The sequence below is a fragment of the Chryseobacterium sp. CS3K3.1 genome (genome assembly GCF_059515165.1).
In genome coordinates, this window is record NZ_JCAKRV010000002.1 from 132176 (window position 1) to 152637 (window position 20462).

Sequence of the window (20462 nt, forward strand, 5' to 3'; positions counted from 1 at the left end):
ATTCTTTTCTCTTCTTCAAATAGAGTTTTTTACTAAATTTTGATCCAAAACTACATTTTGTAATATTCTTTTCATTTTCGTTTTTTCCAAAAACTACAATATTCAATTGTTTAAAAAATGAATTTATTTATTTGATAATCAAATATTTACATTCTTAAAATTTACAATGACAGAACTCTTACCAATTTCAAATATGCCTGTTGTACTCTCCTGCTCGCCGTATTTTCCCAATTTTTGGAAAATGGAACATCATCAAGTGAATCCAGGGCAACAATTTCTGCTGCCGTACCACAGAAAAAGCCTGCATCTGCGCCTCTCATTTCTTCAGGTTTGAAAAAAGTTTCCTTTACCGGAATAGCTAGCTCGTTACAAATTTCCATAACGGTTTGCCTTGTAATGCCCGGAAGAATACTTCCTTTGGCCGGAGTATATAAAACTCCGTCTTTTTCGTAGAACACATTGGCACCTGAACTTTCGGCAACATTTCCGTTTTCATCAAGAACCAGCGCTTCATCATAACCTTTGTCTTTCGCATCCTGGCAGGCCAATATTGAGTTTACATAATGTCCTCCTACTTTGGCTTCCACCTTGAATGCCTTAGGATTAGGACGTTGAAAGGGGGAAGTCATAATTTTCATTTTATCCGCCAGATAGCCGTTGTTCCATTCCCATGCAAGAAGAGACAGATAAGATTTTTGTCCTTTTGAAAGTGACATATTGGGCGAACACGTAACCAACGGACGGATGTATGCATCTGTAAACCCATTACGATCCAGAAGTTCATAGGTAAGTTCTGTAAGCTGATTTACGGAATAATCAAAAGGAATATGCATGAGTTCTGCTGATCTTTTCAGTCTTTCGTAGTGTTCTTTTGCTTTGAAAATTTGAGTTCCATGATCTGTGCTGTAGGATTTAATGCCTTCAAAAACAGAGTAACCATAGTGAAGTGATTGGCTGTAAAGATCAGTCCCCGCATCTTTCGCTTTCATAAATTTTCCGTCAAAGTAGATGGTAGTGTCATCGTTGTAATACATGTTATAGAAGTTTAAAAAATTAACAAATGGAAATAAAAAAAGCCCTCTCACGCTGTGAGAGGGCTCAATATATGTACAGTCATACACCTTCCTTCTCACAGCCGTAAGGGAATAATAATGACGATAATAATTACTGATAATAACTGATACATACTTTTATACTATAAAAAATTAAAAACAAAAAAACCGTTTCATAGTTTGAAACGGTTTTTATATATAATTTAAATTAAAATCTATTTAAAATGCCGTTTCCTTACTGTTGTTAATCACAACAGCAATAATAGAAATGACAATAATATTTTTCTGATTCGTAAAATTCATATTGCAAATGTATAAACTTTTTAATTACTCACAAGTTTTTTTTGCACTTTTTATTTTTTTCGTAAAAAATGGTTCAGTGTTTCCTTTGCTTCAGCTACATCATGAACCCTCAAAATTTTAGCTCCCTGTTCCAATACTTTCATGTGCAGTTTCTGTGTTTCCTCATTGATGTCCAGCGGTGATTTTCCCAGAGGCCTGTAGATAAATGACTTTCTGGAAATCCCTATCAGCAGAGGAAATTTTCCGAACCCGAGGTATTCAACTTCATGGATCATTTTCATCTGGTCTTCCACTGTTTTTCCGAAACCAAAACCAGGATCAAGAATGATATCATTCACTCCTTTTTCTAAAAGTTCTTTTGTTTTTTTTGAAAAATATTGGTTCACTTCCAGTGTAATATCTTCAAACTTTATTTTATCATGCATGGTTTCGTAAGAAGGATTTACATGCATCAGAATATAAGGAAGTTTCGTTTCAGCAGCTGTATTGAACATTTCCGTATCATACTGACCGCCTGAGATATCGTTGATCAGATCAATTCCTTCATTAAATCCGAATTTTATAGTTTCTGCGTAAAAAGTATCCAGGGAAATCAGCGTTTCCGGAAACTCTTTTTTAATCTGAGAGATGGTATTTCCGATTCTGCTGATCTCTTCTTCAGCACTTAAAAATTCTGCATTGGGACGTGTAGACTGTGGTCCGATATCCAGTATTTCAGCTCCATACTTCAACAGTTTTTCAGCGTGTTTCAACGCTGATTTTTCATTATTGAATTTTCCGCCATCAGAGAAGGAATCCGGGGTCATATTGAGGATTCCCATGATTTTCGGGGTGTCCAGTTGTACTAAACGGCCGTTGCAGTTGATTGAATGAGTTGGAGCGTTTGAGTGTGGGAGAGTTTTAGGGTTGGAGAGCATGAGATTATTGATGAAGGTAGATTATAAATGATGAATGATAATTGATGAATGATTTTTGTAGTGCAAAATTAGTGATTTATGAGTTTTAAATGAGAAATTAGAAGCTAGAAGTTAGAAATTAACGGCTGAAAGTTAGAAGCTAAATGAGCCCTTCTAAACCTCAAAACTAGATTAATCGAATATTGAAACTCTTTCCTCAAATACTCTCTAACCCTAAAAACCCCTCAAACTCTCAAACCCAACAACTCGAATCCCGAATCCCGAAACTCTAAAACTCTCCCACCCTCTCCCTCACAAACTCAGCTTATCAAATTGAAAAATCTAAAACCGAATTCGTATATTTGGAAGATTAAGAAGATTTATGTTAAAAACATCAGTACAGTTTGAGAAAGTTATCAGTCAGTGCCGTGATCTTTTCGGCAAAAAATTGCAGGATTATGGTGCGGCATGGAGGGTTTTAAGACCAAGCTCCATTACGGATCAGATTTATATTAAAGTCAACAGGATCCGTACGCTGCAGATGACTGATAAAAAAATGGTGGATGAGAGTGAAGAAGATGAATTTATCGCCATTGTGAACTATTCTATCATTGGACTTATTCAGTTGGAAAAAGGTCTTTCCAATGATTTCAACGAAAATAAAGAAGAAATTTTAGGTCTGTATGACCAATATGCCAACGAAGCGAAAGCTTTGATGGAAAGAAAAAATCATGATTACGGTGAAGCATGGAGAGATATGAGGATTTCTTCGATTACGGATCTTATTTATCAAAAAGTATTGAGAACCAAACAGATTGAGGACAACCAGGGACAAACGATCGTTTCGGAAGGGCTTGATGCCAACTATTTCGACATGCTGAATTACGCCGTCTTCTGTCTGATCAAGTTCTCGGAAAAAGAAAATCAGTTCGAACCCAAAAATATTTAATATGCTCAAAGGTTTATTACGCTTTATTATTGCTGTCATTTTTATCCTTTCAGGCTTTGTGAAAGCCGTGGATCTGGTAGGTTTTTCTTTCAAAATGGAAGAATATTTCTCTCCTGCTGTTTTCAATATGCCGTTTTTTGAAAAGTTTGCCCTGCTGTTTTCCATTATCGTGGTGGTACTGGAACTTTTCTTAGGATTTATGCTGCTTCTTAAGTTAAAGCTTAAATTTACCTTATCCTTATTAATTGCACTTTGTATTTTCTTTGGATTCCTGACGTTTTATTCGGCTTATTTCAATGTGGTAACAGATTGTGGATGTTTTGGAGACGCCATCAAATTCACTCCCTGGCAGAGCTTCTTAAAAGATGTTGTACTGCTGGTAGGATTGATTATCTTATTTGTCCTTTACAGAAAAGATTTCCGTAAAAAAGATGAGTATGGAGTTACTTCAAAAGAGTCTTCCCATACGTTCCAATATATTCTTTTAACAGTCTTTTCTTTGGGAATGATTTATGTTATGGCACAGGGAATCATGCATGAACCGATCATTGATTTCCGTGATTACAAAATCGGGACAGATATTAAAGGTGAAAAAGCTAAAATTGACAAAAACCCTTCTGAATATAAGACATTTTACTCCCTGAAAAACGACAAAACAGGACAGGTAGTAAAGGTAAATCAGGATGATTATATCAAAAAAACAGAATATTGGGCAGAAGGTTCTCCATGGAAAATTGAAGATGGAAAAAATGAATCTGTATTGATCAAGGAAGGTTACAAATCTGAAATTGTAAAATTTAAGATTGAAGATCCTACAGGAATGGAAGTTACCCATGAGATCATCAACGCTCCAAAAGCTGTTCTGGTGTTTTCCTATCATCCAAAAGAAATCCCTGCTGACCTGCTTCAGAAAGTGGAGGCAAAAGTAAATGCCCAGAAAGGCGCCCTTATCTACGGAGTTTCTACAGAGCCTAATACTTTTAAAACCATTAAAAATGTACTAATGGACGGAACTGCCATTAAAACAATAGCAAGAAGCAACCCGTTTGTACTGATTCTTGAGAATGGAAAAATTGTAGATAAACAACCTGCAAAGGACTACGTTAATTAATTATAAATGATGAATGATGAATTATAAATGATAGGTTACGACAGATATTTTTGTGCAATTATCAATTATCAATTATCAATTATCAAATTTAAACACTAAACTTAAACATATAAAAGCTCATGCAAAAATCAAATAAATCAATCGCCGGTTATCATTTATTAATGATTCTTTCTTCTGTAGACGGAGAGTTTGCCCCTGAAGAAGGAATGCTGGTACAGCAATACCTGGCGGATGAATTTCCTTTCAGAATGAACCTTGATAATGAATTGGATACTTTGGCCCTTTTACAGCCTGAAGAATGGAAAGATCATTTTGAATTCCATGCAAGATGTTTCCATGATGATTCTACTGAGGATGAACGTGTGAAATTTGTTCAGTTTGCAAAATCTTTAATCAAAGCAGACAATAAAGTAACGGAAGAGGAACATACATTTTATGTTCTGCTGAAAAACCTTTGGGGATTATAAACAACAACGAAAAAATAAAATAAATCTATATTTAAATCTTATGAGAAGAAAAATAGTTGCAGGAAACTGGAAAATGAACAAAAATGTAATTGATGCACAGCAATTAATGATTCAGTTACTAAGCTATAAAAACAATAACGCTACCAACTGTGAAGTTTGGATTGCTCCACCGGCATTATACCTGATGATGGCAAAAGACGTTTTTGAAAAGGATGAAATCGGAGTATTTTCTCAGGATATGAGCGAGCATGAAAGCGGTGCTTACACAGGTGAAATTTCTGCAGATATGCTGGAATCCATTGATGCTACAGGTTCTTTGATCGGGCATTCTGAAAGAAGACAATATCACGGAGAAACAGATTCTCACTGTAACAGAAAGATCAAACTGGCTCTTGATAAAGGTCTTATTCCTGTTTACTGTAATGGAGAAACTCTTGAACAGAGAAAAGCAGGGCAACACCTTGAAGTCGTAAAAAACCAGACTGAAGTAGCTCTTTTCACGCTTTCTGCTGAAGAAATCAAGAAAGTAGTGATTGCTTACGAACCTGTTTGGGCTATCGGAACAGGAGAAACGGCAAGTCCGGAGCAGGCTCAGGAAATCCATGCTCACATCAGAAATATTATTGCTGCAAAATACGGACAGGAAGTTGCTGACGAAGTTTCTATTCTTTACGGAGGTTCTGTAAAACCAGACAATGCAAAAGAAATTTTCTCTCAGCCGGATATTGACGGAGGTCTTATCGGAGGAGCAGCTTTGAAATTAGAGGATTTCTCTAAGATTATTGAAGCTTTTAACTAGAAATCATTGATCTAACAATAAAAACGGCGGAATCTTCGATTCCGCCGTTTTCCGTTAAAAAAATCTAATTATTGAATATCGACTACATACATTGTTCCTTTGTCTACTTTACCCGTTTTAGGTAAAATTTTGGATTTTGGATTTCCGTTTCCATCATCTACCACTCCAAAGTCATCATCATTGAAAACAGCCAGTTTATTATTTCCCAGATAAACAATTCCCTCGAATTTATCATGTTCATACCCCAGTTTTGCCACCAGATCTACGGCTAATGTTTTAGTAACAGCTTTTATTCCGGCATTGGTAATTTCATCCCATGAACATTGTTCTAAAGCTTTTCCATTGATTTTCATTCCGTCAACAGCGGTGATATCGGCTCCGTTTACATCTGTTGCATTGCTCAGATTGATTCTGTATACTTTTTTGATTCCGCCCTGGGAACCGAAATTTCCATCTCTTTCAATGACTAAGAATTCACTGTTACTTATTGCTGTAATATCACAAACCGAATCAGAAGCTCCACCATCCTGTTTGTATAAAAACTGTTTAGTCTGCCCTGTAACCGTATCAAATGTGACAATTCTCGTTAAAGTTTTATTGGTAGCCAGTGCTTTGCTGGGAACATACATCATCGACTGTATGGTTCCTACCAGAGTTCTTCCATCCGGACTTATACAAAGACCTTCCATTCCTCTGTTGGCTCTTCTTTTCGCTAAAACAGCAGGCAGTTTTCGAGAACCTGTATTTACACCAATCGGGCTTATTCTTTCCATCTCCACTCCATCTGCACTGTAGTGGACAATATGCGGTCCGTACTCGTCGGAAACCCAGAATGTACCATCAGCAGCAGCAACAATACTTTCGCTGTCTAAACCATATTGATCAGTTCCTAAAACATTTCCGGAAGCATCATATGCGATCTCACCTGTACTTCCCATTCCTGCAGGGTTTGGAAGTCCGGTAATAGGTTGTCCGGAAGGATTTTTAAGTTTAATATATCTGATGACCTCTATATTCCCGTCTGCATTGATTTTAAAATGCATAATGGTGGGTGTAAAGCCAGGTGCAAGGAATTTTTTACCATTCTGGAAGTCCGTATTGGGACCTCTGTCTGTAATGACATAGAACTCACCTTTTCTTGTTGGATGAGCGGCAGCACCGGAACCAAATCCGCCGTTGATTACATCTACTCCGTTTATCGTAGCCAGTTTGGTAAATGGAAACTCCTGAGGCAGTTTGGAATAATTAATATCCTGATTAATTATGGTTGTATCATCATCACTTTTACATGAAGCCAATACTGCCAGCACGGCTGCAGACCATAGTAATTTTTTCATATTCACTTTTATGGCTGCGAAAGTATAAATCGATTGTAAACTGATCTTAAATATAATGATAATTGTTTTTTAACAATACTGAGTGGATGTGCCATTTAGAACCACCCCGTCAAAAATTCAAAGAATTTCGACACCCCTCCGGAGGATGGGAATTTTAACGTGTTCAGTTGGAATTTGGACAGGTTGTAATTTTTCTCTAATATCTGTTCTCGAATCATTGTTCTGGATTCATAGGGAATGATAGAATTGAAATGATTGTTTATCCATACAGTTTGTCATTTCGCAGAATCTAAACATTTAAAAACATAATCCAACAAAAAAACCGCACCAGATGGGTGCGGTTCTCATGATTGTATCATCAATTATTTTTTCTCAGTAGATCTTTGTAAAACCTCATCTACCATTCCGTAACCTTTTGCTTCTTCAGAAGTCATCCAGTAATCTCTGTCAGAAGATTTTTCTACCCACTCATACGTTTGTCCTGAGTGATGACCGATGATTTCATAAAGCTCCTGCTTCAGTTTCAACATCTCTCTTAAGTTGATCTCCATATCAGAAGCAACTCCCTGAGCACCTCCTGAAGGCTGGTGGATCATTACTCTTGAATGCTTAAGCGCAGAACGTTTTCCTTTTTCACCTGCAACCAGTAATACAGCTCCCATTGAAGCAGCCATACCTGTACAGATAGTTGCTACATCCGGCTTGATGATCTGCATGGTGTCATAAATACCTAGACCCGCATATACACTACCACCAGGAGAGTTGATGTAGATCTGAATATCTTTTGAAGGGTCAGCACTTTCCAGGAATAAAAGCTGAGCCGTCACGATGTTTGCTACCTGATCATCAATACCTGTTCCCAGGAAGATAATTCTGTCCATCATCAGACGGGAGAAAACGTCCATCTGAGCAACGTTTAATCTTCTTTCTTCCATGATGTACGGAGTAAGATTCGTTGGGCCATACATTCCCATATACTGATCGGTAACCAAACCGTTGTTTCCTAAATGTTTTACAGAGAAGTCTCTGAATTCCTTTTTAATGTCCATATTTCTATTATGTATTATTTTTAAAATATTCTCGAAGTTTAAATTACAATATTTATTCCTAAAATTTTATAGGACTTTTTGTCACAGAATATCCAAAAATCTGACTCTTGTTTATCTCTTCCTATCTACATAAATCCCTTTGATCGGTGAATATTCGATGATATTGCTCAACCGTATGGAAGCCTGCTTTAAAAGCGTGATTTTTTTGATCAGCTCATAATATTTTACCTCATCCGTATTGCTGTACTGATCAAGTTCTTTGGCTGTTTCCTTAATCAGATAGTCAATATACCGGTACTTATGTAACAGAACATCTCCCTGGATCTGATCTGCCACTTTATCACCATAATTGGGAGGATAGATATTTCTTGAAGCCCAGTTTTCAAGTTCATCCAGCGGGATTAAAGCATCTACAACCTTTGTGGTAATCTCTTCGTCCATAAAAGATACAAAAAAGTTTCCACTTCTGAGTTCATCCTTTTGAATTCCTTCTCTCACCTGGTTGATTATAATCTCATTTTCTTTGACTAAAAATGTATACTGCTCTTCTTCAAAGTGATGAAGAATTTCTTCAATAACGGTAATCTGATATTCCTCATTATTTTCATTCTTCCTTTTCAGAACAATATCTCCGAACATCAGCATATGATCTACCAGTTTATTCTCCATGAATAATACATCATACAGAAAAGGATCCTCTTTTTCTTTATCCAAAGGAACAATCTCCATTTTCGGAGCTGCTGCTTTTTCCTTTTGCTGCTGCTGAACATGATGCGTCTGATTCTGGGTGATCTGCTTCTGAACATCCAGTTCATTGAAAAGACTCTGTTCGGATAGTCCGAATTTATTGGAAACCTCTTTAAGATAAACCTCTCTTTTCAGGGCATTTTGTACGAAAGAAACAGATTTTACAATATCTCTGATCGCTTCAGCCTTTTTAATCGGATCATTTCCGATATCTCTCAGGAGAATTTCCGCCTTGAAATCGATGAAATCCATCGCTTCATTTTCGATGTACTTTTCAACGTATTCCTGCGGATGTTTTCTGGCAAAGGAATCCGGGTCATCTCCATCAGGGAAAAGCAAGACACGGATGTTCATTCCCTCAGTCAGCAGCATATCAATACTTCGGAAACTGGCTTTGATACCGGCATTATCACCATCAAAAAGAATCGTTACGTTTTCCGTAAGCCTCTTAATCAGTTTGATCTGCTCTGTCGTCAAAGACGTTCCGGAACTTGCCACTACGTTTTCAATTCCGGACATATGGAGGGAAATCACGTCCATATACCCTTCCACCAAAAGACAGGCATTCTTTCTTGAAATCGCCTGCTTGCTCTGGTTTAATCCATAAAGAACATTGGATTTATGGTAGATCTCCGTTTCCGGTGAATTGAGGTATTTTGCTGTTTTGACATTATTCTTCAGGATTCTTGCTCCGAAACCTAAAACCCTTCCTGAAAAACTGTGAATAGGGAAAATTACCCTTTCCCTGAAACGGTCAACCCCTGCAGGCGTGTTTTCCGGGAAGATGGAAAGTCCGGATTTCTCAAGAATTTCTTTATTATAACCTTTTTCAAGCGCATAAGCCGTGAAAGCATTCTTTTTCTCCGGAGAATATCCCAGCTGGAATTTTTTAATAATATCATCCCTTAGTTCTCTCTCTTTGAAATAAGAAAGTCCTATGCTTCTGCCCTCCTGATCATCCCAAAGGATCTCCTGAAAATACGTATTGGCAACCTCATGAATTTTATACAGCAGATCTTTTTCTGTCTGGGCATTTTTTGCTTCTTCAGAAATTTCCCGCTGGTCTTCTTCAATTTCAATTCCGTATTTTTTTGCAGCGTGGCGGAGTGCTTCAGGATACGTAAAATTCTCAATTTCCATCAGGAAAGAAATGGCTGTTCCTCCTTTTCCTGTAGAGAAATCCTTCCAGATCTGCTTACTGGCAGAAACTACAAAACTGGGTGTTTTTTCATCATGAAAAGGACTGAGCCCCTTGTAATTAGACCCTGCTCTTTTCAACTGCACATATTCGCCCACAATCTCTTCAACGCGGATCGTGGAGAATATTTTATCAATGGTCTGTTTGGAAATCATGCTGTAAAATTAAGTAATTTATAGGGAAGTTGGAAGAGGCTGAGAATTTCGTTGCGGGTTTCGGGTTTCGGGATTCGAGTTGTTGGGTTTGAGAGTTTGAGGGGTTTTTAGGATAGAGAGTATTTGAGGAAAGAGTTTCAATATCCGATTGATCTGGTTTTGAGGTTTAAAAGGGCTCATTTAGCTTCTAACTTTCAACCGTTAATTTCTAACTTCTAGCTTCTAATTTCTCATTTAAAACTCATAAATCATTATTTTTGCAAAACAAATTAGCATATGCAGTTCACTATCAATACAATCGAAGACTGGCAGGAAGTTGTTGACACCATCATTCCTCAATTACAACATAATATTCTTTTATTAAAAGGAAACCTGGGAGCCGGGAAGACAACCTTCACTCAATTTCTGCTTAAAAATATGGGCAGCAATGACGAAGTAAACTCTCCCACGTATTCTATTGTGAATGAATACAATACTGAAAAAGGAAAAGTATATCATTTTGATCTTTACCGTCTGAAAAACATTGAAGAAGTGTATGATATCGGAATTGAAGAGTATCTGGATAACTCTTTTCTATGCATCATCGAGTGGCCGGAAGTGTATGAAGAGGAGCTTTATGGTCTTAAGTACCACACAATGAGTATTGTGAATACGGGTGAAAACAGAGAAATTTCATTCGATTAAATATTATGTATCTTTGCTCATTAATTGAGTGTAAAAAAACAATCTGTAAGACATAATTTAATTTAAGGATGAGTACAAATATTTTTACTCCTTTCACAGAAGAAGAATTAATGCCGAAAGAGGAAAAATTGGAGGTTATAAAGAAAGGAAAACAGTTCAGTATTGGAATTCCTAAAGAAACCTGTCTCAACGAAAGGAGAACCTGCATTACTCCTGACGCCGTACAGGTGTTGGTAGAGCACGGCCATGAAATCATTATTGAATCAGGTGCCGGACAAGGTTCGTTTTTTACAGATTTACAGTATTCGGAATCTGGGGCGAAAATCACCAATGATCCCAAAGAAGCTTTCGGGCAGGATCTTATCCTGAAGGTGAACCCTCCTACAGAAGATGAAATTGAGTACATGAAACCTAATACGTATCTGGTTTCAGCACTTCAGATCAACCTCAGAGATAAGGATTATTTCTTAAAGCTTGCAGAGAAAAAAATAAACGCCATCGCTTTTGAATTTATCGTTGATGAATACAAGCAGCTGGCCTTGGTAAGACTGGTTGGTGAAATTGCAGGAACCGTTTCAATCTTATATGCTTCCGAATTATTAGCGTTATCAAACGGTTTAATGCTGGGAGGAATTACAGGAGTAAGACCAGCAGAAGTTGTTATCCTTGGAGCCGGAATTGTAGGTGAGTTTGCTACAAAGGCAGCGATTGGTTTAGGAGCAAGTGTAAAAGTTTTCGACAACTCTTTATCAAAACTGAGAAGACTTCACACGATTGTTGACAGCCGTGTACCGACTTCTATTATTGATCCTAAAGAACTCAGCAAAAGTCTAAGACGTGCCGACGTAGTAATCGGAGCACTTCCAAGATTGAACATGACCCCTATCGTTACTGAAGATATGGTGATGAAAATGAAAAAAGGCAGTGTCATTATCGATATTACCATAGATAACGGTAAAGTGATTGAAACTTCAGAACTTACCACCATGGAAGATCCTTATGTCATCAAACACGGTGTCATCCACTGCGGACTTCCGAACCTTACCTCAAGAATGCCGAGAACCACCACCAAGGCTATCTCGAATTTCTTCCTTTCCTATATTTTAAATTATGACGAAGAGGGCGGCTTTGAAAACATGCTGATCCGCAAAAACGAAATGAAGCAGAGCTTATATATGTACAAAGGAAGACATACCAAGAAGATCATCTGCGACCGTTTCGGACTTACGTACCACGATATCAATCTTTTAATTTTCTAATGAAGAAACTGAAATTTTATGCAATAGGCTTCGTTCCGGGGCTTTTGATCGTATTTTTTATTTTAAACAAAAAAGGAGCAAGCTGCAGCGGATATTTACCGAACAGCCGTGTGATTGCTGAAAGTCTTTCCAAAGAATTCAAATATTCTGAAGAGGCTAAAAATGCAATGACGACCTACAAGATTGATGAGAAATTTATAAAAAACAGCATCATTACCAACGGAAAAGTAGATTTTGACCGCAGTCATGCTCAGAAAAAACCATGTCCGGATTATCTTATCACTTATCCTGAAAAAAATCCTTCTTACGAGATCACTTTTGAAAAGTGTGAAGAAACCGTGACAGTGAACGGTCTTAAGAAACTTAAATAGTTTTCAAAAACAAGCTATGGACGGCAATTACTACATGATTCATGATTATCTGATATTCATCGGAGTTTTTGCCATTTTCCTCTTTTTGACAATAAGCATTTATCTCTACAGCCAGAATCAAAAGCTGAAACAGAGAAACACCAAACTAACAGAAACCAATAAACTTATTGAGCAGCGCCTGAATGAAGTTCGTCTGGAACATATCGGGACAAAGCTGAACCCTCATTTGTTTAAAAATATTCTGAACTCAGTGCAGTCTCACGCGTATCAGACGTATATGTCACTGGATAAGCTGGCGAATGTGCTGGATTATATTTTATACGAAAGCAACAATAAGTATGTAAGCCCGAAAGAAGAGCTTAATTTTGCTTTAAGCCTTATAGAGATTAATAAAATCAAGATCAATCCTCTTTTTGACTTCAGAATTAAATCCAGGATCAATAAATCTGATGCTTTGTATGAAGAAAAGGTCTTTGCTCCGCTGATCTCGGTGGATCTTATTGAAAATGCCTTCAAACATACGGATTTCCTGGCTCAGGACTCTTTTATTTCCATTTATATGGAGCTTGAGGACGGTATTTTCACTATGAAAGTCAGTAATAAAGCTTCTCTGAAAAATATTCTGGAAAAAGAAAAAAGCGGTTTTGGAAGCCAGTCTTTTGATCAGAGACTTAAAATGATCTACAGTACGTATTATCAACTGGAAAGAAGCTCAAAAAACGGAATATTTACCGCGGAATTAAAAATCAATTTAGGAGAATTCTATGATAAAATGCGTTATTCTGGATGATGAATTACTGGCCATCAGCTATTTAAAACTTCTATGCGAGCAGATTGAGAATGTAGAGGTGGTAAAAGCATTCAATGATCCTAAAATTTTTCTGAATGAAATAGACAGCCTCGACTGTAATCTGTGTATTCTGGATATTGAAATGCCCGGAATGACAGGGCTTCAGGTAGCTGAGATTATTTCAGGTTCCAAAAAGATCATTTTTACCACGGCTTATAAAGAATATGCAGCCGAAGCTTTTGATCTGAATGTGGTGGATTATGTAAGGAAACCCATCAAAAAAGAAAGATTAATCCAGGCTTTCGAAAAAGCTAAAGAACTGGTGGAAAATCCCCCTAAAAAGACTTTTATCGAGTGGAATACCAATATTGGAAAAACCGTTATATTCACAGAACAGATTTCCTATATCAAAACCTCTGAAATCGACAGCAGGGATAAAGATATTATGCTTATTGACGGAACAACCATCGTATTAAAAAACCTGAATTTTAAAAACCTTCTGGAAATGCTGCCATCAAAAGATTTTGCTCAGGTGAATAAAAAAGAAATCATTGCGCTGTCTTCCATCAAAGTATTTTCAACCAACGAAATCATTACCACCATTCCTGCGGAAGATCACGGTTTTCTGAAACTTCAGATCGGTGAGGCCTACAAAAGTTCACTGATGGAACTGTTCGGAAAATAGTCCTTTTCCAGATCTTTCCGGTTTCATTACAGAATATAAGTCCTTTATTACAACTCCCCTTTTTCAGTAAGTAATCCCTTTACTTTTGCATAAATTTATTTGATTTTACAATGAAATATTCTTTCATATAGATTTTATTACATTTTTCAGAGCATTCGTTACATTTTAAAAAAAAGGATATTTAACATAACTATATTCTTATCAAATTTGCATAAAATATTGGAATCATGAATTTGGGGAAATACAAAAATTTAATTTTCTATATTACGACCATAGCCGTTTTTTCTGCTTTGATGTATTATTTCATCATAGAAGGGCAGACGCTGGAAGTAAAGGAAAATATTATTGCTAACACCAGCACCGGCTCTACCTGGGATAATTTCCTGGAATCCTTTAAAACAAATCTTCACCATCCGCTTGCCTTATTATTGGCGCAAATTGTCACTATTATTATGACAGCAAGGCTTTTCGGATGGATTTGTATGAAAATAAAACAGCCTACGGTCATTGGAGAAATGATCGCCGGTATTGTATTAGGGCCATCACTGGTGGGAATGTATTTTCCCGAGTTTTCTGCATTTCTTTTTCCAAAAGAATCATTAGGCAACCTTCAGTTTCTGAGCCAGATAGGTCTTATCCTGTTCATGTATATTGTTGGGATGGAGCTGGATTTGAGTGTATTACGAAAAAAAGCTCATGATGCGGTTGTCATCAGCCATGCGAGTATTATTATTCCTTTTGCATTGGGAATAGGACTTTCTTATTTTGTGTATCAGGAATTTGCACCGGATGGTATTCAGTTTACCTCTTTTGCTTTATTCATAGCCATTTCGATGAGTATCACAGCATTTCCGGTATTGGCGAGAATCGTACAGGAAAGAAACCTCCAGAAAACCAAACTGGGAACGATTGTTATTACCTGTGCCGCTGCCGATGATATTACCGCATGGTGTATTCTTGCTGCCGTAATTGCTATTGTAAAAGCAGGTTCTTTTGCAAGCTCTATCTATGTGATTATCATGGCTGTTGCTTATGTTTTTTTAATGATTAAAATTGTAAGACCTTTCCTGAAAAGAGTCGGAGACCTTCAGGCCGGAAAAAATACGATCAGCAAACCCATGGTGGCTATTTTCTTTCTAACCCTTATTTTGTCTGCATATGCTACTGAAGTAATCGGAATTCACGCTTTATTCGGAGCTTTTATGGCGGGTGCCATTATGCCTGAGAATACAAAATTCCGTACGCTTTTTATTGATAAAGTAGAAGATGTGGCTTTGGTACTTTTACTTCCGTTATTCTTTGTATTTACAGGACTTCGTACGCAGATCGGACTTCTGAATGACAGCCATTTGTGGATGACCGCCGGATTTATTATTCTGACTGCTGTTCTTGGAAAATTTGCAGGAAGTGCATTGACGGCACGATTTGTAGGCATTAACTGGAAAGAAAGTTTAACGATAGGAGCTCTGATGAATACCAGAGGTCTTATGGAACTTATTGTTCTGAACATCGGATATGATCTTGGAGTTTTAAGTCCTGAAATTTTTGCAATGCTTGTGATTATGGCACTTTTCACCACTTTCATGACAGGCCCTGCGTTAGACTTTATTAATTTTATTTTTAAATCTAAAAAGAATCAGGACGAGTCTGTTCAGGATAATGATTCCAAATACCGCGTTCTTCTCTCATTTGATAAACCGGAATCCGGAAGTACTTTGTTGAAACTTGCACACAATTTCACTCATAAAATGAACGGCAATAAAAGCATCACTGCGATGAATATTGCTCCGGTAGATGAAATGCATGCCTATGACATCAACGAGTATGAGGAGTCGCAGTTTCAGAATGTCATTGAAACCTCTCACGATCTGAATCTGGAAGTCACTACCCTCTTCAAAGCGTCTACTGATATCGAAAGTGATCTTACCAGCATTACCAACAAAGGCCATTATGATCTTCTCCTGATCATGCTTGGGAAATCTATGTATGAAGGTAGTTTATTGGGAAGGCTATTAGGCTTTACCACCAAAATTATTAATCCTGAAAAACTTCTGAACACGGTAAAAGGCAAAGGAAACATATTCAACAATTCTCCTTTTGACGATTTTACCCTTCAGATTCTCGACAAAACCAATATTCCTGTAGGAATTTTGGTGGAAAAAGATTTTAAAGCAGCCGACAAAGTATTTGTTCCGATCTTCAATCTGAGTGATTTTTACCTTCTTGAATATGCGAAAAGGCTGATTAATAACAATAATTCCCAGGTTATCATTCTGGATGCGGCAGGACAGATCCGAAATAATATTGAGGTAAAAGAACTGATCAGAAGTATTGAACAGGTAGCCCCTAATCACATTACGCTGCACAATGAGAAGAAGATTGAGAAAGAATTCCTGAATTCTCATGACCTGATGCTCATCAGCAGTAAAAGCTGGAAAAACCTGATCGATACAAAAAGTCTATGGCTGTCTGATATCCCATCCACATTAATAATATCAAATCCATAACACAATAACACACACCGATATTTCTATTTCTGTTGAAGCTGTAAATATTATTCGTTGTCTGTAAAGAAAAAACGGGTATATTTATAGCTTCAATTTTTTGGGACATGCTGATTAACAGTGAAAATGGAGTTATTGAGCTGGAAGCCTTTGCTACCACACTTTATAAAGGAATGAGTCTTGACCAGCTGAAACAGTCTGATTTTTATAAAGAAAAGTATCATGATCTGTGGGATGTAAAAACCGGATATTTTTGGTATTATTGTAAGCCTGTAGAAATACAGGGATATCAGGTATCTTTCAGTCTGTGCTTTTTTAAAGATCAGCTGGATACCATCCATATGAATACCTCTGAAAAGACTGATGCCAAAGACTGGAATGAATGGACAGAGGAAAAAGAAATGAATGTTTTCCGCCGGAATAATACTTTCCTGACCAAAGTCCTTGGAATATCACCCACCCAAAAAAAGAAAACACCTTACCCAAGCTGTACCTTCAAATTTCTCTGGGGAAATGTATGGTCGGTCTACGATCCACGAAGTGCCAGCAGCTTTATGGGAATCAGTTTTAATGAAGAGGAAAAAACAAATACAAAATAACTTATAACCAAAGATTAAGAGAACACTATGTGCCGATATGCCATGATGGTTTACAAAGGTCATTATGCCTGTTTCAACTGCCAGAAAACATTCAAGCGCCGCCACCTGAAAGATGTGGACCGGGATGCTCAGACCTCTGTGGAAGCCAAATGCCCGGAATGTGGGAATCTGATGGCCAATATGGGACTTGACTTTAAATCCCCTCCCAAAAATGATGACAAGCAATGGGCGCACATCCGGGATTTGTATACGGTTGGAATCACTTTTCATTCATGTGGATGCTCTGGTCCCGGATATATTCCACAGGACCGCAAGGCTATTATTGATTATCTGGAAAAAGTCCGTTCAGAATACATGAAATCTCTGGTATTCTGGAGATACCGCACAGAGCCTGAAAATAAAAAAGAACGTGAACTGGACTATCAGAAAAACAGCTCACATCTATGGGCCGTCAACCGTAATGCTTTCAAAGAAACAGTGACCAATCAGGAAGGTATTAACTATTGGCTTAAAAGAATCAAGGAGGTTGAGGAAAGACTGAATATCATCAAGGCTGATCAATCATAACGCGACTCTAGTTTACAAGCTTCAGAAGCCTTTTAAAATCTTCTCTGATCTTCTCCTCCTGCTCAGCGGGGTAATCCTCACCGATACTAAATCTACGTCCTGTAGTATTGGTGATCATAATGATATTTCCGTTTTCAAAATAATTTCTGGTCATTGTAATCTTTGATTTTTTCAGGTCAAATGCTTCCGTGTCATTATTTTCTTTCATTGCTTTAGCATCATAGAAAAGCGGCCGGTTATACCTATACTCTTTTTCGAAAACAAAAGAAAGCTGTCCGTTAAGAAGATAATATTCTGTCAGCTTCTGCCCGATTTCTCCATAATTTTTCGCAATTACTTTTTGAAGACCTTTATCTGTGTAATAAAATGTGGCTTCCCCGCCTTCTGCAGATTCTCCTTCAATATCTTTCTTTTTGACAGCAGTCCATTTTGTCACGGAATTGATTCTTTTAAAATTTGTCTGAATAGGTTTTATCCTATTTTTTAAACTCTTGTTTCCTGTTGTATCTTTCTCATTGTATGCTTCTCCCATCTTTACAGTATCCTGTGCTTGGATAGTGAAAAAAACAGGCGACTGATCTCCGGACTTCTGAGCATATGCAAAACTCAAACTGATCAATATTATGAAAACTCCATGCAAGAATCTATTCTTCATATTTTCTTTTTTATAGCTTTAAAATTAATCATAACTTTTGGTTGTACTGCATATAATGAAACCACAAAAGTTACAAATAACTGTTTTAGCTTTGAAAATCCTTATACCAGCTAAGATTCCTACAGAATGATACAATTGGAATACTTGTCTTACCATCAGTTTGCCATTCCGTAGAAATCAGGCTTGCATTAAAAAACATCAGAAGTCACAAATCTGGCCACCATGCCAACCGAAGACGTGCAATTCCCATCCTCCGGAGAGGTGGTGAAAATTCAAAGAATTTTTGACGGGGTGGTTTCTTCACACCATCAGTTTCATGTCGTAATTCTACTACAATTTTTAAAATTTAACCCCAAAAATTCATTTCCAACAGAGTTTTTTAATAGCTTTATCTGATAATTCACATTGGATGGAAATTGATTTCTTACAATATAAGGTACGAAACGGAGACACGCTTACCTCCATCGCTTCCCGGCTGGGTATGACCAGTGAGGAGCTTAAGCTGTTTCATAATTCTCATTGCCCGAAAATGGATAAAGTCTGGTTTGAAAACCTTAATGACGTTAAAAATATTTTTGTCCCTACTCATTTTAAAACAGAATCGCAGAAGGAAAATGAAAGGAATAACAGTCTTCCCGGCCAGTTCTCCGATTCCTTTTGGGCCCAAACTTATAGCATTAATGAGACTTTTGAAACGTCTTTCGAATCTTCGGTTAACATCGGTTATACCATTGATATAAATCTCCGAAAAGACAAAAACACAGGTCTGTATATCCTTAGCTACAGTCAGAGAGACTTTAAATCCGGAGGAAATGAACCGGATGATAAGGTAAGCAGCCTTTCGATAGCTTGCATGAAAAGTATTATGCCACTTGAATTTATTCTTAATGAACAAGGCAGGATAAAAGGATTGGCAAATCATAAAAAAATCACGGACACTTTTACCAGACAACGTAAAGATCTTGAAGAGTTTTATGTAGGTGAAGTCGCTCGAAATTATATGGATTCTTTTGAAAGGAACATCAGCAATGAAGCATTTTTATTACAGCAATTTCAGAGTACACTGCTGTTTCAGACTCTGTTTCCCCAAACAGACTGGTTCAGGAGAAAAATAAAGTGGACAGAACCTTTTTATTTTGTACAGAATTCATTTCCGGTAGCCTGTGAAATTAAACCTGAACATAAAAATAAAGAAGAGGACTCTGTTTTGACTATTTTAAGCGGAAAAATCACTGAATTATGTACCTCACAGGAGATCATGCGCGGGATCAGGCTCAAAAAACCGGCTGCAAGACCTGCTTCAGGAAATATTGTATTAGAATACACCACTCACACTAAAAATAAGAATCTTCTTCAGGCTAAAGCCTCGGTTTTACTCAGTCATGAAGAGGTATTGATACACCAACATCACATCAATATAACACAAGGATAATATGAAAAATTATGTCACACAAAAAGGCGATACTTTCAGTTCTCTGGCCCGGCAGTTTAAGCTGAAAAATGAAGGTATTTTAAAAACTTACCATAATCTCCACTGTCCGCCGGAAGATGTCATGCAGGAACCTGTTCCGGGCAAAACAATTTTGATTCCGGAAGATCCACAGCTCATGGCTGAGGAAACAGAACCTCAAAATATAGCAGCATCTTCCCAGGAGGAATCTACAGAAAATGTAGGTTCTGATGAAGGAAATTCAACGGAAGAAACTTCACAAAATGAAGAGCAGTCATCCGGAAAAACGAAACAACAAAGTGATAAAGAAGAAAAGGAAGATCAAAAAGAAGACAGTGGTTCCAGTCCTCATGAAGGAAAATATTTCATTGTGCAGAAAGGAACCGTGCAATGTAATCAGGGATTTAAATTTCCAAAATTTAAAGTGACCAGCCATCAGAAACACTACTGGAATGATGAAGAAGGAAACGCTGATTATCTGGCCGTAACAGAGGATGATCTTCAGCTCGATCCTGCGGCACAGCCGTTTGGACAATGCAAGCTCAAGCCAACTTCAGGAGGATATCTTCCGTGTGCTTATGCTCCAGCCGGAAAATGGCAGAAGACGTATGAAAAAGTAAAAGTGATGGGAAAAAGCTGTCTTACGGAAATCTCAGAACTCATGTGCAGTACGGGAGGGAAAATAACCATTCTCAAACACGGACAGCAAAGCGAAGTCGGTAAAAGCCAGGTTGCCAAAGCAAGTACGCAGGAACAGCAGGTTTATAATCCCGTTGTGGATTTTGATGAATTCAAGGAAGATACAAAAGATACAGACCAACTTTATTATAGCTAA

At 37.4% G+C, this 20462-nt stretch carries 20 protein-coding genes; 14 read left to right on the top strand and 6 right to left on the bottom strand.

Going from position 1 to position 20462, the window contains the following annotated elements:
* Positions 1 to 161 precede the first annotated feature (161 nt).
* Both ilvE and folP read right to left on the bottom strand, forming a co-directional pair.
* Complete coding sequence (ilvE, locus tag AC5YGI_RS02940) at positions 162 to 1034, bottom strand: branched-chain-amino-acid transaminase (RefSeq protein WP_202839523.1); 873 nt, start codon at positions 1032 to 1034, stop codon at positions 162 to 164.
* A gap of 371 nt (positions 1035 to 1405) precedes the next feature.
* Positions 1406 to 2272 (bottom strand): dihydropteroate synthase, encoded by an 867-nt coding sequence (gene folP / locus AC5YGI_RS02945; RefSeq protein WP_496167472.1) that lies wholly within the window; start codon positions 2270 to 2272, stop codon positions 1406 to 1408.
* Positions 2273 to 2633: 361 nt separating this feature from the next.
* Here folP and AC5YGI_RS02950 point away from each other — a divergent pair, with 361 nt between their 5' ends.
* From AC5YGI_RS02950 to tpiA, 4 genes are all read left to right on the top strand, one after another.
* Positions 2634 to 3200: a DUF1599 domain-containing protein gene (locus AC5YGI_RS02950; RefSeq protein ID WP_110009240.1), complete on the top strand. Its 567-nt coding sequence runs from the start codon at positions 2634 to 2636 to the stop codon at positions 3198 to 3200.
* A gap of 1 nt (position 3201) precedes the next feature.
* Positions 3202 to 4311, top strand: coding sequence for a BT_3928 family protein (locus tag AC5YGI_RS02955; RefSeq protein WP_496167474.1), 1110 nt, complete (start codon positions 3202 to 3204; stop codon positions 4309 to 4311).
* 119 nt (positions 4312 to 4430) lie between these two features.
* Positions 4431 to 4778, top strand: coding sequence for a TerB family tellurite resistance protein (locus AC5YGI_RS02960; RefSeq protein WP_142719433.1), 348 nt, complete (start codon positions 4431 to 4433; stop codon positions 4776 to 4778).
* A 40-nt stretch (positions 4779 to 4818) separates the two neighbouring features.
* Positions 4819 to 5577: a triose-phosphate isomerase gene (gene tpiA, locus AC5YGI_RS02965; protein ID WP_110009237.1), complete on the top strand. Its 759-nt coding sequence runs from the start codon at positions 4819 to 4821 to the stop codon at positions 5575 to 5577.
* A 68-nt stretch (positions 5578 to 5645) separates the two neighbouring features.
* Here tpiA and AC5YGI_RS02970 read toward each other — a convergent pair whose 3' ends face one another.
* The 3 genes from AC5YGI_RS02970 to dnaG form a co-directional block, all read right to left on the bottom strand.
* Positions 5646 to 6914, bottom strand: coding sequence for an esterase-like activity of phytase family protein (locus tag AC5YGI_RS02970; protein WP_496167475.1), 1269 nt, complete (start codon positions 6912 to 6914; stop codon positions 5646 to 5648).
* Between the two features lie 362 nt (positions 6915 to 7276).
* On the bottom strand, positions 7277 to 7963 hold the full coding sequence (gene clpP / locus AC5YGI_RS02975; protein ID WP_027373257.1) for an ATP-dependent Clp endopeptidase proteolytic subunit ClpP: 687 nt from the start codon (positions 7961 to 7963) through the stop codon (positions 7277 to 7279).
* A 111-nt stretch (positions 7964 to 8074) separates the two neighbouring features.
* Positions 8075 to 10063 carry a DNA primase gene (gene dnaG / locus AC5YGI_RS02980; RefSeq protein WP_202839532.1) on the bottom strand — a complete coding sequence of 663 codons (1989 nt, stop codon included), beginning with the start codon at positions 10061 to 10063 and terminating at the stop codon, positions 8075 to 8077.
* Between the two features lie 276 nt (positions 10064 to 10339).
* Between dnaG and tsaE the strand changes: the two genes are divergently transcribed.
* The 8 genes from tsaE to AC5YGI_RS03020 all read left to right on the top strand — a co-directional run bounded on the left by tsaE (position 10340) and on the right by AC5YGI_RS03020 (position 17522).
* Positions 10340 to 10747 (top strand): tRNA (adenosine(37)-N6)-threonylcarbamoyltransferase complex ATPase subunit type 1 TsaE, encoded by a 408-nt coding sequence (gene tsaE / locus AC5YGI_RS02985; protein WP_330745619.1) that lies wholly within the window; start codon positions 10340 to 10342, stop codon positions 10745 to 10747.
* Positions 10748 to 10815: 68 nt separating this feature from the next.
* Positions 10816 to 12006 carry an alanine dehydrogenase gene (locus AC5YGI_RS02990; protein ID WP_227944064.1) on the top strand — a complete coding sequence of 397 codons (1191 nt, stop codon included), beginning with the start codon at positions 10816 to 10818 and terminating at the stop codon, positions 12004 to 12006.
* A complete protein-coding gene (locus AC5YGI_RS02995; RefSeq protein WP_496167476.1) occupies positions 12006 to 12377 on the top strand; it encodes a hypothetical protein in 372 nt (123 codons plus the stop codon). The genes AC5YGI_RS02990 and AC5YGI_RS02995 overlap by 1 nt, the downstream gene beginning before the upstream one ends.
* Positions 12378 to 12393: 16 nt before the next feature.
* Complete coding sequence (locus tag AC5YGI_RS03000) at positions 12394 to 13167, top strand: histidine kinase (protein WP_227944065.1); 774 nt, start codon at positions 12394 to 12396, stop codon at positions 13165 to 13167.
* Positions 13142 to 13852, top strand: coding sequence for a LytR/AlgR family response regulator transcription factor (locus AC5YGI_RS03005; RefSeq protein WP_330745618.1), 711 nt, complete (start codon positions 13142 to 13144; stop codon positions 13850 to 13852). Before AC5YGI_RS03000 ends, AC5YGI_RS03005 begins: the two co-directional genes overlap by 26 nt.
* Before the next feature lie 233 nt (positions 13853 to 14085).
* On the top strand, positions 14086 to 16359 hold the full coding sequence (locus AC5YGI_RS03010; protein ID WP_496167567.1) for a cation:proton antiporter: 2274 nt from the start codon (positions 14086 to 14088) through the stop codon (positions 16357 to 16359).
* A gap of 104 nt (positions 16360 to 16463) precedes the next feature.
* Positions 16464 to 16955 (top strand): hypothetical protein, encoded by a 492-nt coding sequence (locus AC5YGI_RS03015; RefSeq protein ID WP_330745616.1) that lies wholly within the window; start codon positions 16464 to 16466, stop codon positions 16953 to 16955.
* Between the two features lie 42 nt (positions 16956 to 16997).
* Positions 16998 to 17522 (top strand): hypothetical protein, encoded by a 525-nt coding sequence (locus AC5YGI_RS03020; protein WP_496167477.1) that lies wholly within the window; start codon positions 16998 to 17000, stop codon positions 17520 to 17522.
* A gap of 7 nt (positions 17523 to 17529) precedes the next feature.
* On the opposite strand, the gene AC5YGI_RS03025 is transcribed toward AC5YGI_RS03020, so the two are convergent.
* Positions 17530 to 18177 carry a hypothetical protein gene (locus AC5YGI_RS03025; protein WP_330745614.1) on the bottom strand — a complete coding sequence of 216 codons (648 nt, stop codon included), beginning with the start codon at positions 18175 to 18177 and terminating at the stop codon, positions 17530 to 17532.
* Between the two features lie 409 nt (positions 18178 to 18586).
* Between AC5YGI_RS03025 and AC5YGI_RS03030 the strand changes: the two genes are divergently transcribed.
* Both AC5YGI_RS03030 and AC5YGI_RS03035 read left to right on the top strand, forming a co-directional pair.
* A complete protein-coding gene (locus AC5YGI_RS03030) occupies positions 18587 to 19609 on the top strand; it encodes a LysM peptidoglycan-binding domain-containing protein (RefSeq protein ID WP_330745613.1) in 1023 nt (340 codons plus the stop codon).
* Between the two features lies 1 nt (position 19610).
* On the top strand, positions 19611 to 20462 hold the full coding sequence (locus AC5YGI_RS03035) for a DUF4280 and LysM peptidoglycan-binding domain-containing protein (protein WP_330745612.1): 852 nt from the start codon (positions 19611 to 19613) through the stop codon (positions 20460 to 20462).

Coding starts and splice junctions, on each gene's coding strand:
- ilvE (WP_202839523.1), bottom strand. CDS start 1,034: ATGTATTACAACGATGACACTACCATCTACTTTGACGGAAAATTTATG.
- folP (WP_496167472.1), bottom strand. CDS start 2,272: ATGCTCTCCAACCCTAAAACTCTCCCACACTCAAACGCTCCAACTCAT.
- AC5YGI_RS02950 (WP_110009240.1), top strand. CDS start 2,634: ATGTTAAAAACATCAGTACAGTTTGAGAAAGTTATCAGTCAGTGCCGT.
- AC5YGI_RS02955 (WP_496167474.1), top strand. CDS start 3,202: ATGCTCAAAGGTTTATTACGCTTTATTATTGCTGTCATTTTTATCCTT.
- AC5YGI_RS02960 (WP_142719433.1), top strand. CDS start 4,431: ATGCAAAAATCAAATAAATCAATCGCCGGTTATCATTTATTAATGATT.
- tpiA (WP_110009237.1), top strand. CDS start 4,819: ATGAGAAGAAAAATAGTTGCAGGAAACTGGAAAATGAACAAAAATGTA.
- AC5YGI_RS02970 (WP_496167475.1), bottom strand. CDS start 6,914: ATGAAAAAATTACTATGGTCTGCAGCCGTGCTGGCAGTATTGGCTTCA.
- clpP (WP_027373257.1), bottom strand. CDS start 7,963: ATGGACATTAAAAAGGAATTCAGAGACTTCTCTGTAAAACATTTAGGA.
- dnaG (WP_202839532.1), bottom strand. CDS start 10,063: ATGATTTCCAAACAGACCATTGATAAAATATTCTCCACGATCCGCGTT.
- tsaE (WP_330745619.1), top strand. CDS start 10,340: ATGCAGTTCACTATCAATACAATCGAAGACTGGCAGGAAGTTGTTGAC.
- AC5YGI_RS02990 (WP_227944064.1), top strand. CDS start 10,816: ATGAGTACAAATATTTTTACTCCTTTCACAGAAGAAGAATTAATGCCG.
- AC5YGI_RS02995 (WP_496167476.1), top strand. CDS start 12,006: ATGAAGAAACTGAAATTTTATGCAATAGGCTTCGTTCCGGGGCTTTTG.
- AC5YGI_RS03000 (WP_227944065.1), top strand. CDS start 12,394: ATGGACGGCAATTACTACATGATTCATGATTATCTGATATTCATCGGA.
- AC5YGI_RS03005 (WP_330745618.1), top strand. CDS start 13,142: ATGATAAAATGCGTTATTCTGGATGATGAATTACTGGCCATCAGCTAT.
- AC5YGI_RS03015 (WP_330745616.1), top strand. CDS start 16,464: ATGCTGATTAACAGTGAAAATGGAGTTATTGAGCTGGAAGCCTTTGCT.
- AC5YGI_RS03020 (WP_496167477.1), top strand. CDS start 16,998: ATGATGGTTTACAAAGGTCATTATGCCTGTTTCAACTGCCAGAAAACA.
- AC5YGI_RS03025 (WP_330745614.1), bottom strand. CDS start 18,177: ATGAAGAATAGATTCTTGCATGGAGTTTTCATAATATTGATCAGTTTG.
- AC5YGI_RS03030 (WP_330745613.1), top strand. CDS start 18,587: ATGGAAATTGATTTCTTACAATATAAGGTACGAAACGGAGACACGCTT.
- AC5YGI_RS03035 (WP_330745612.1), top strand. CDS start 19,611: ATGAAAAATTATGTCACACAAAAAGGCGATACTTTCAGTTCTCTGGCC.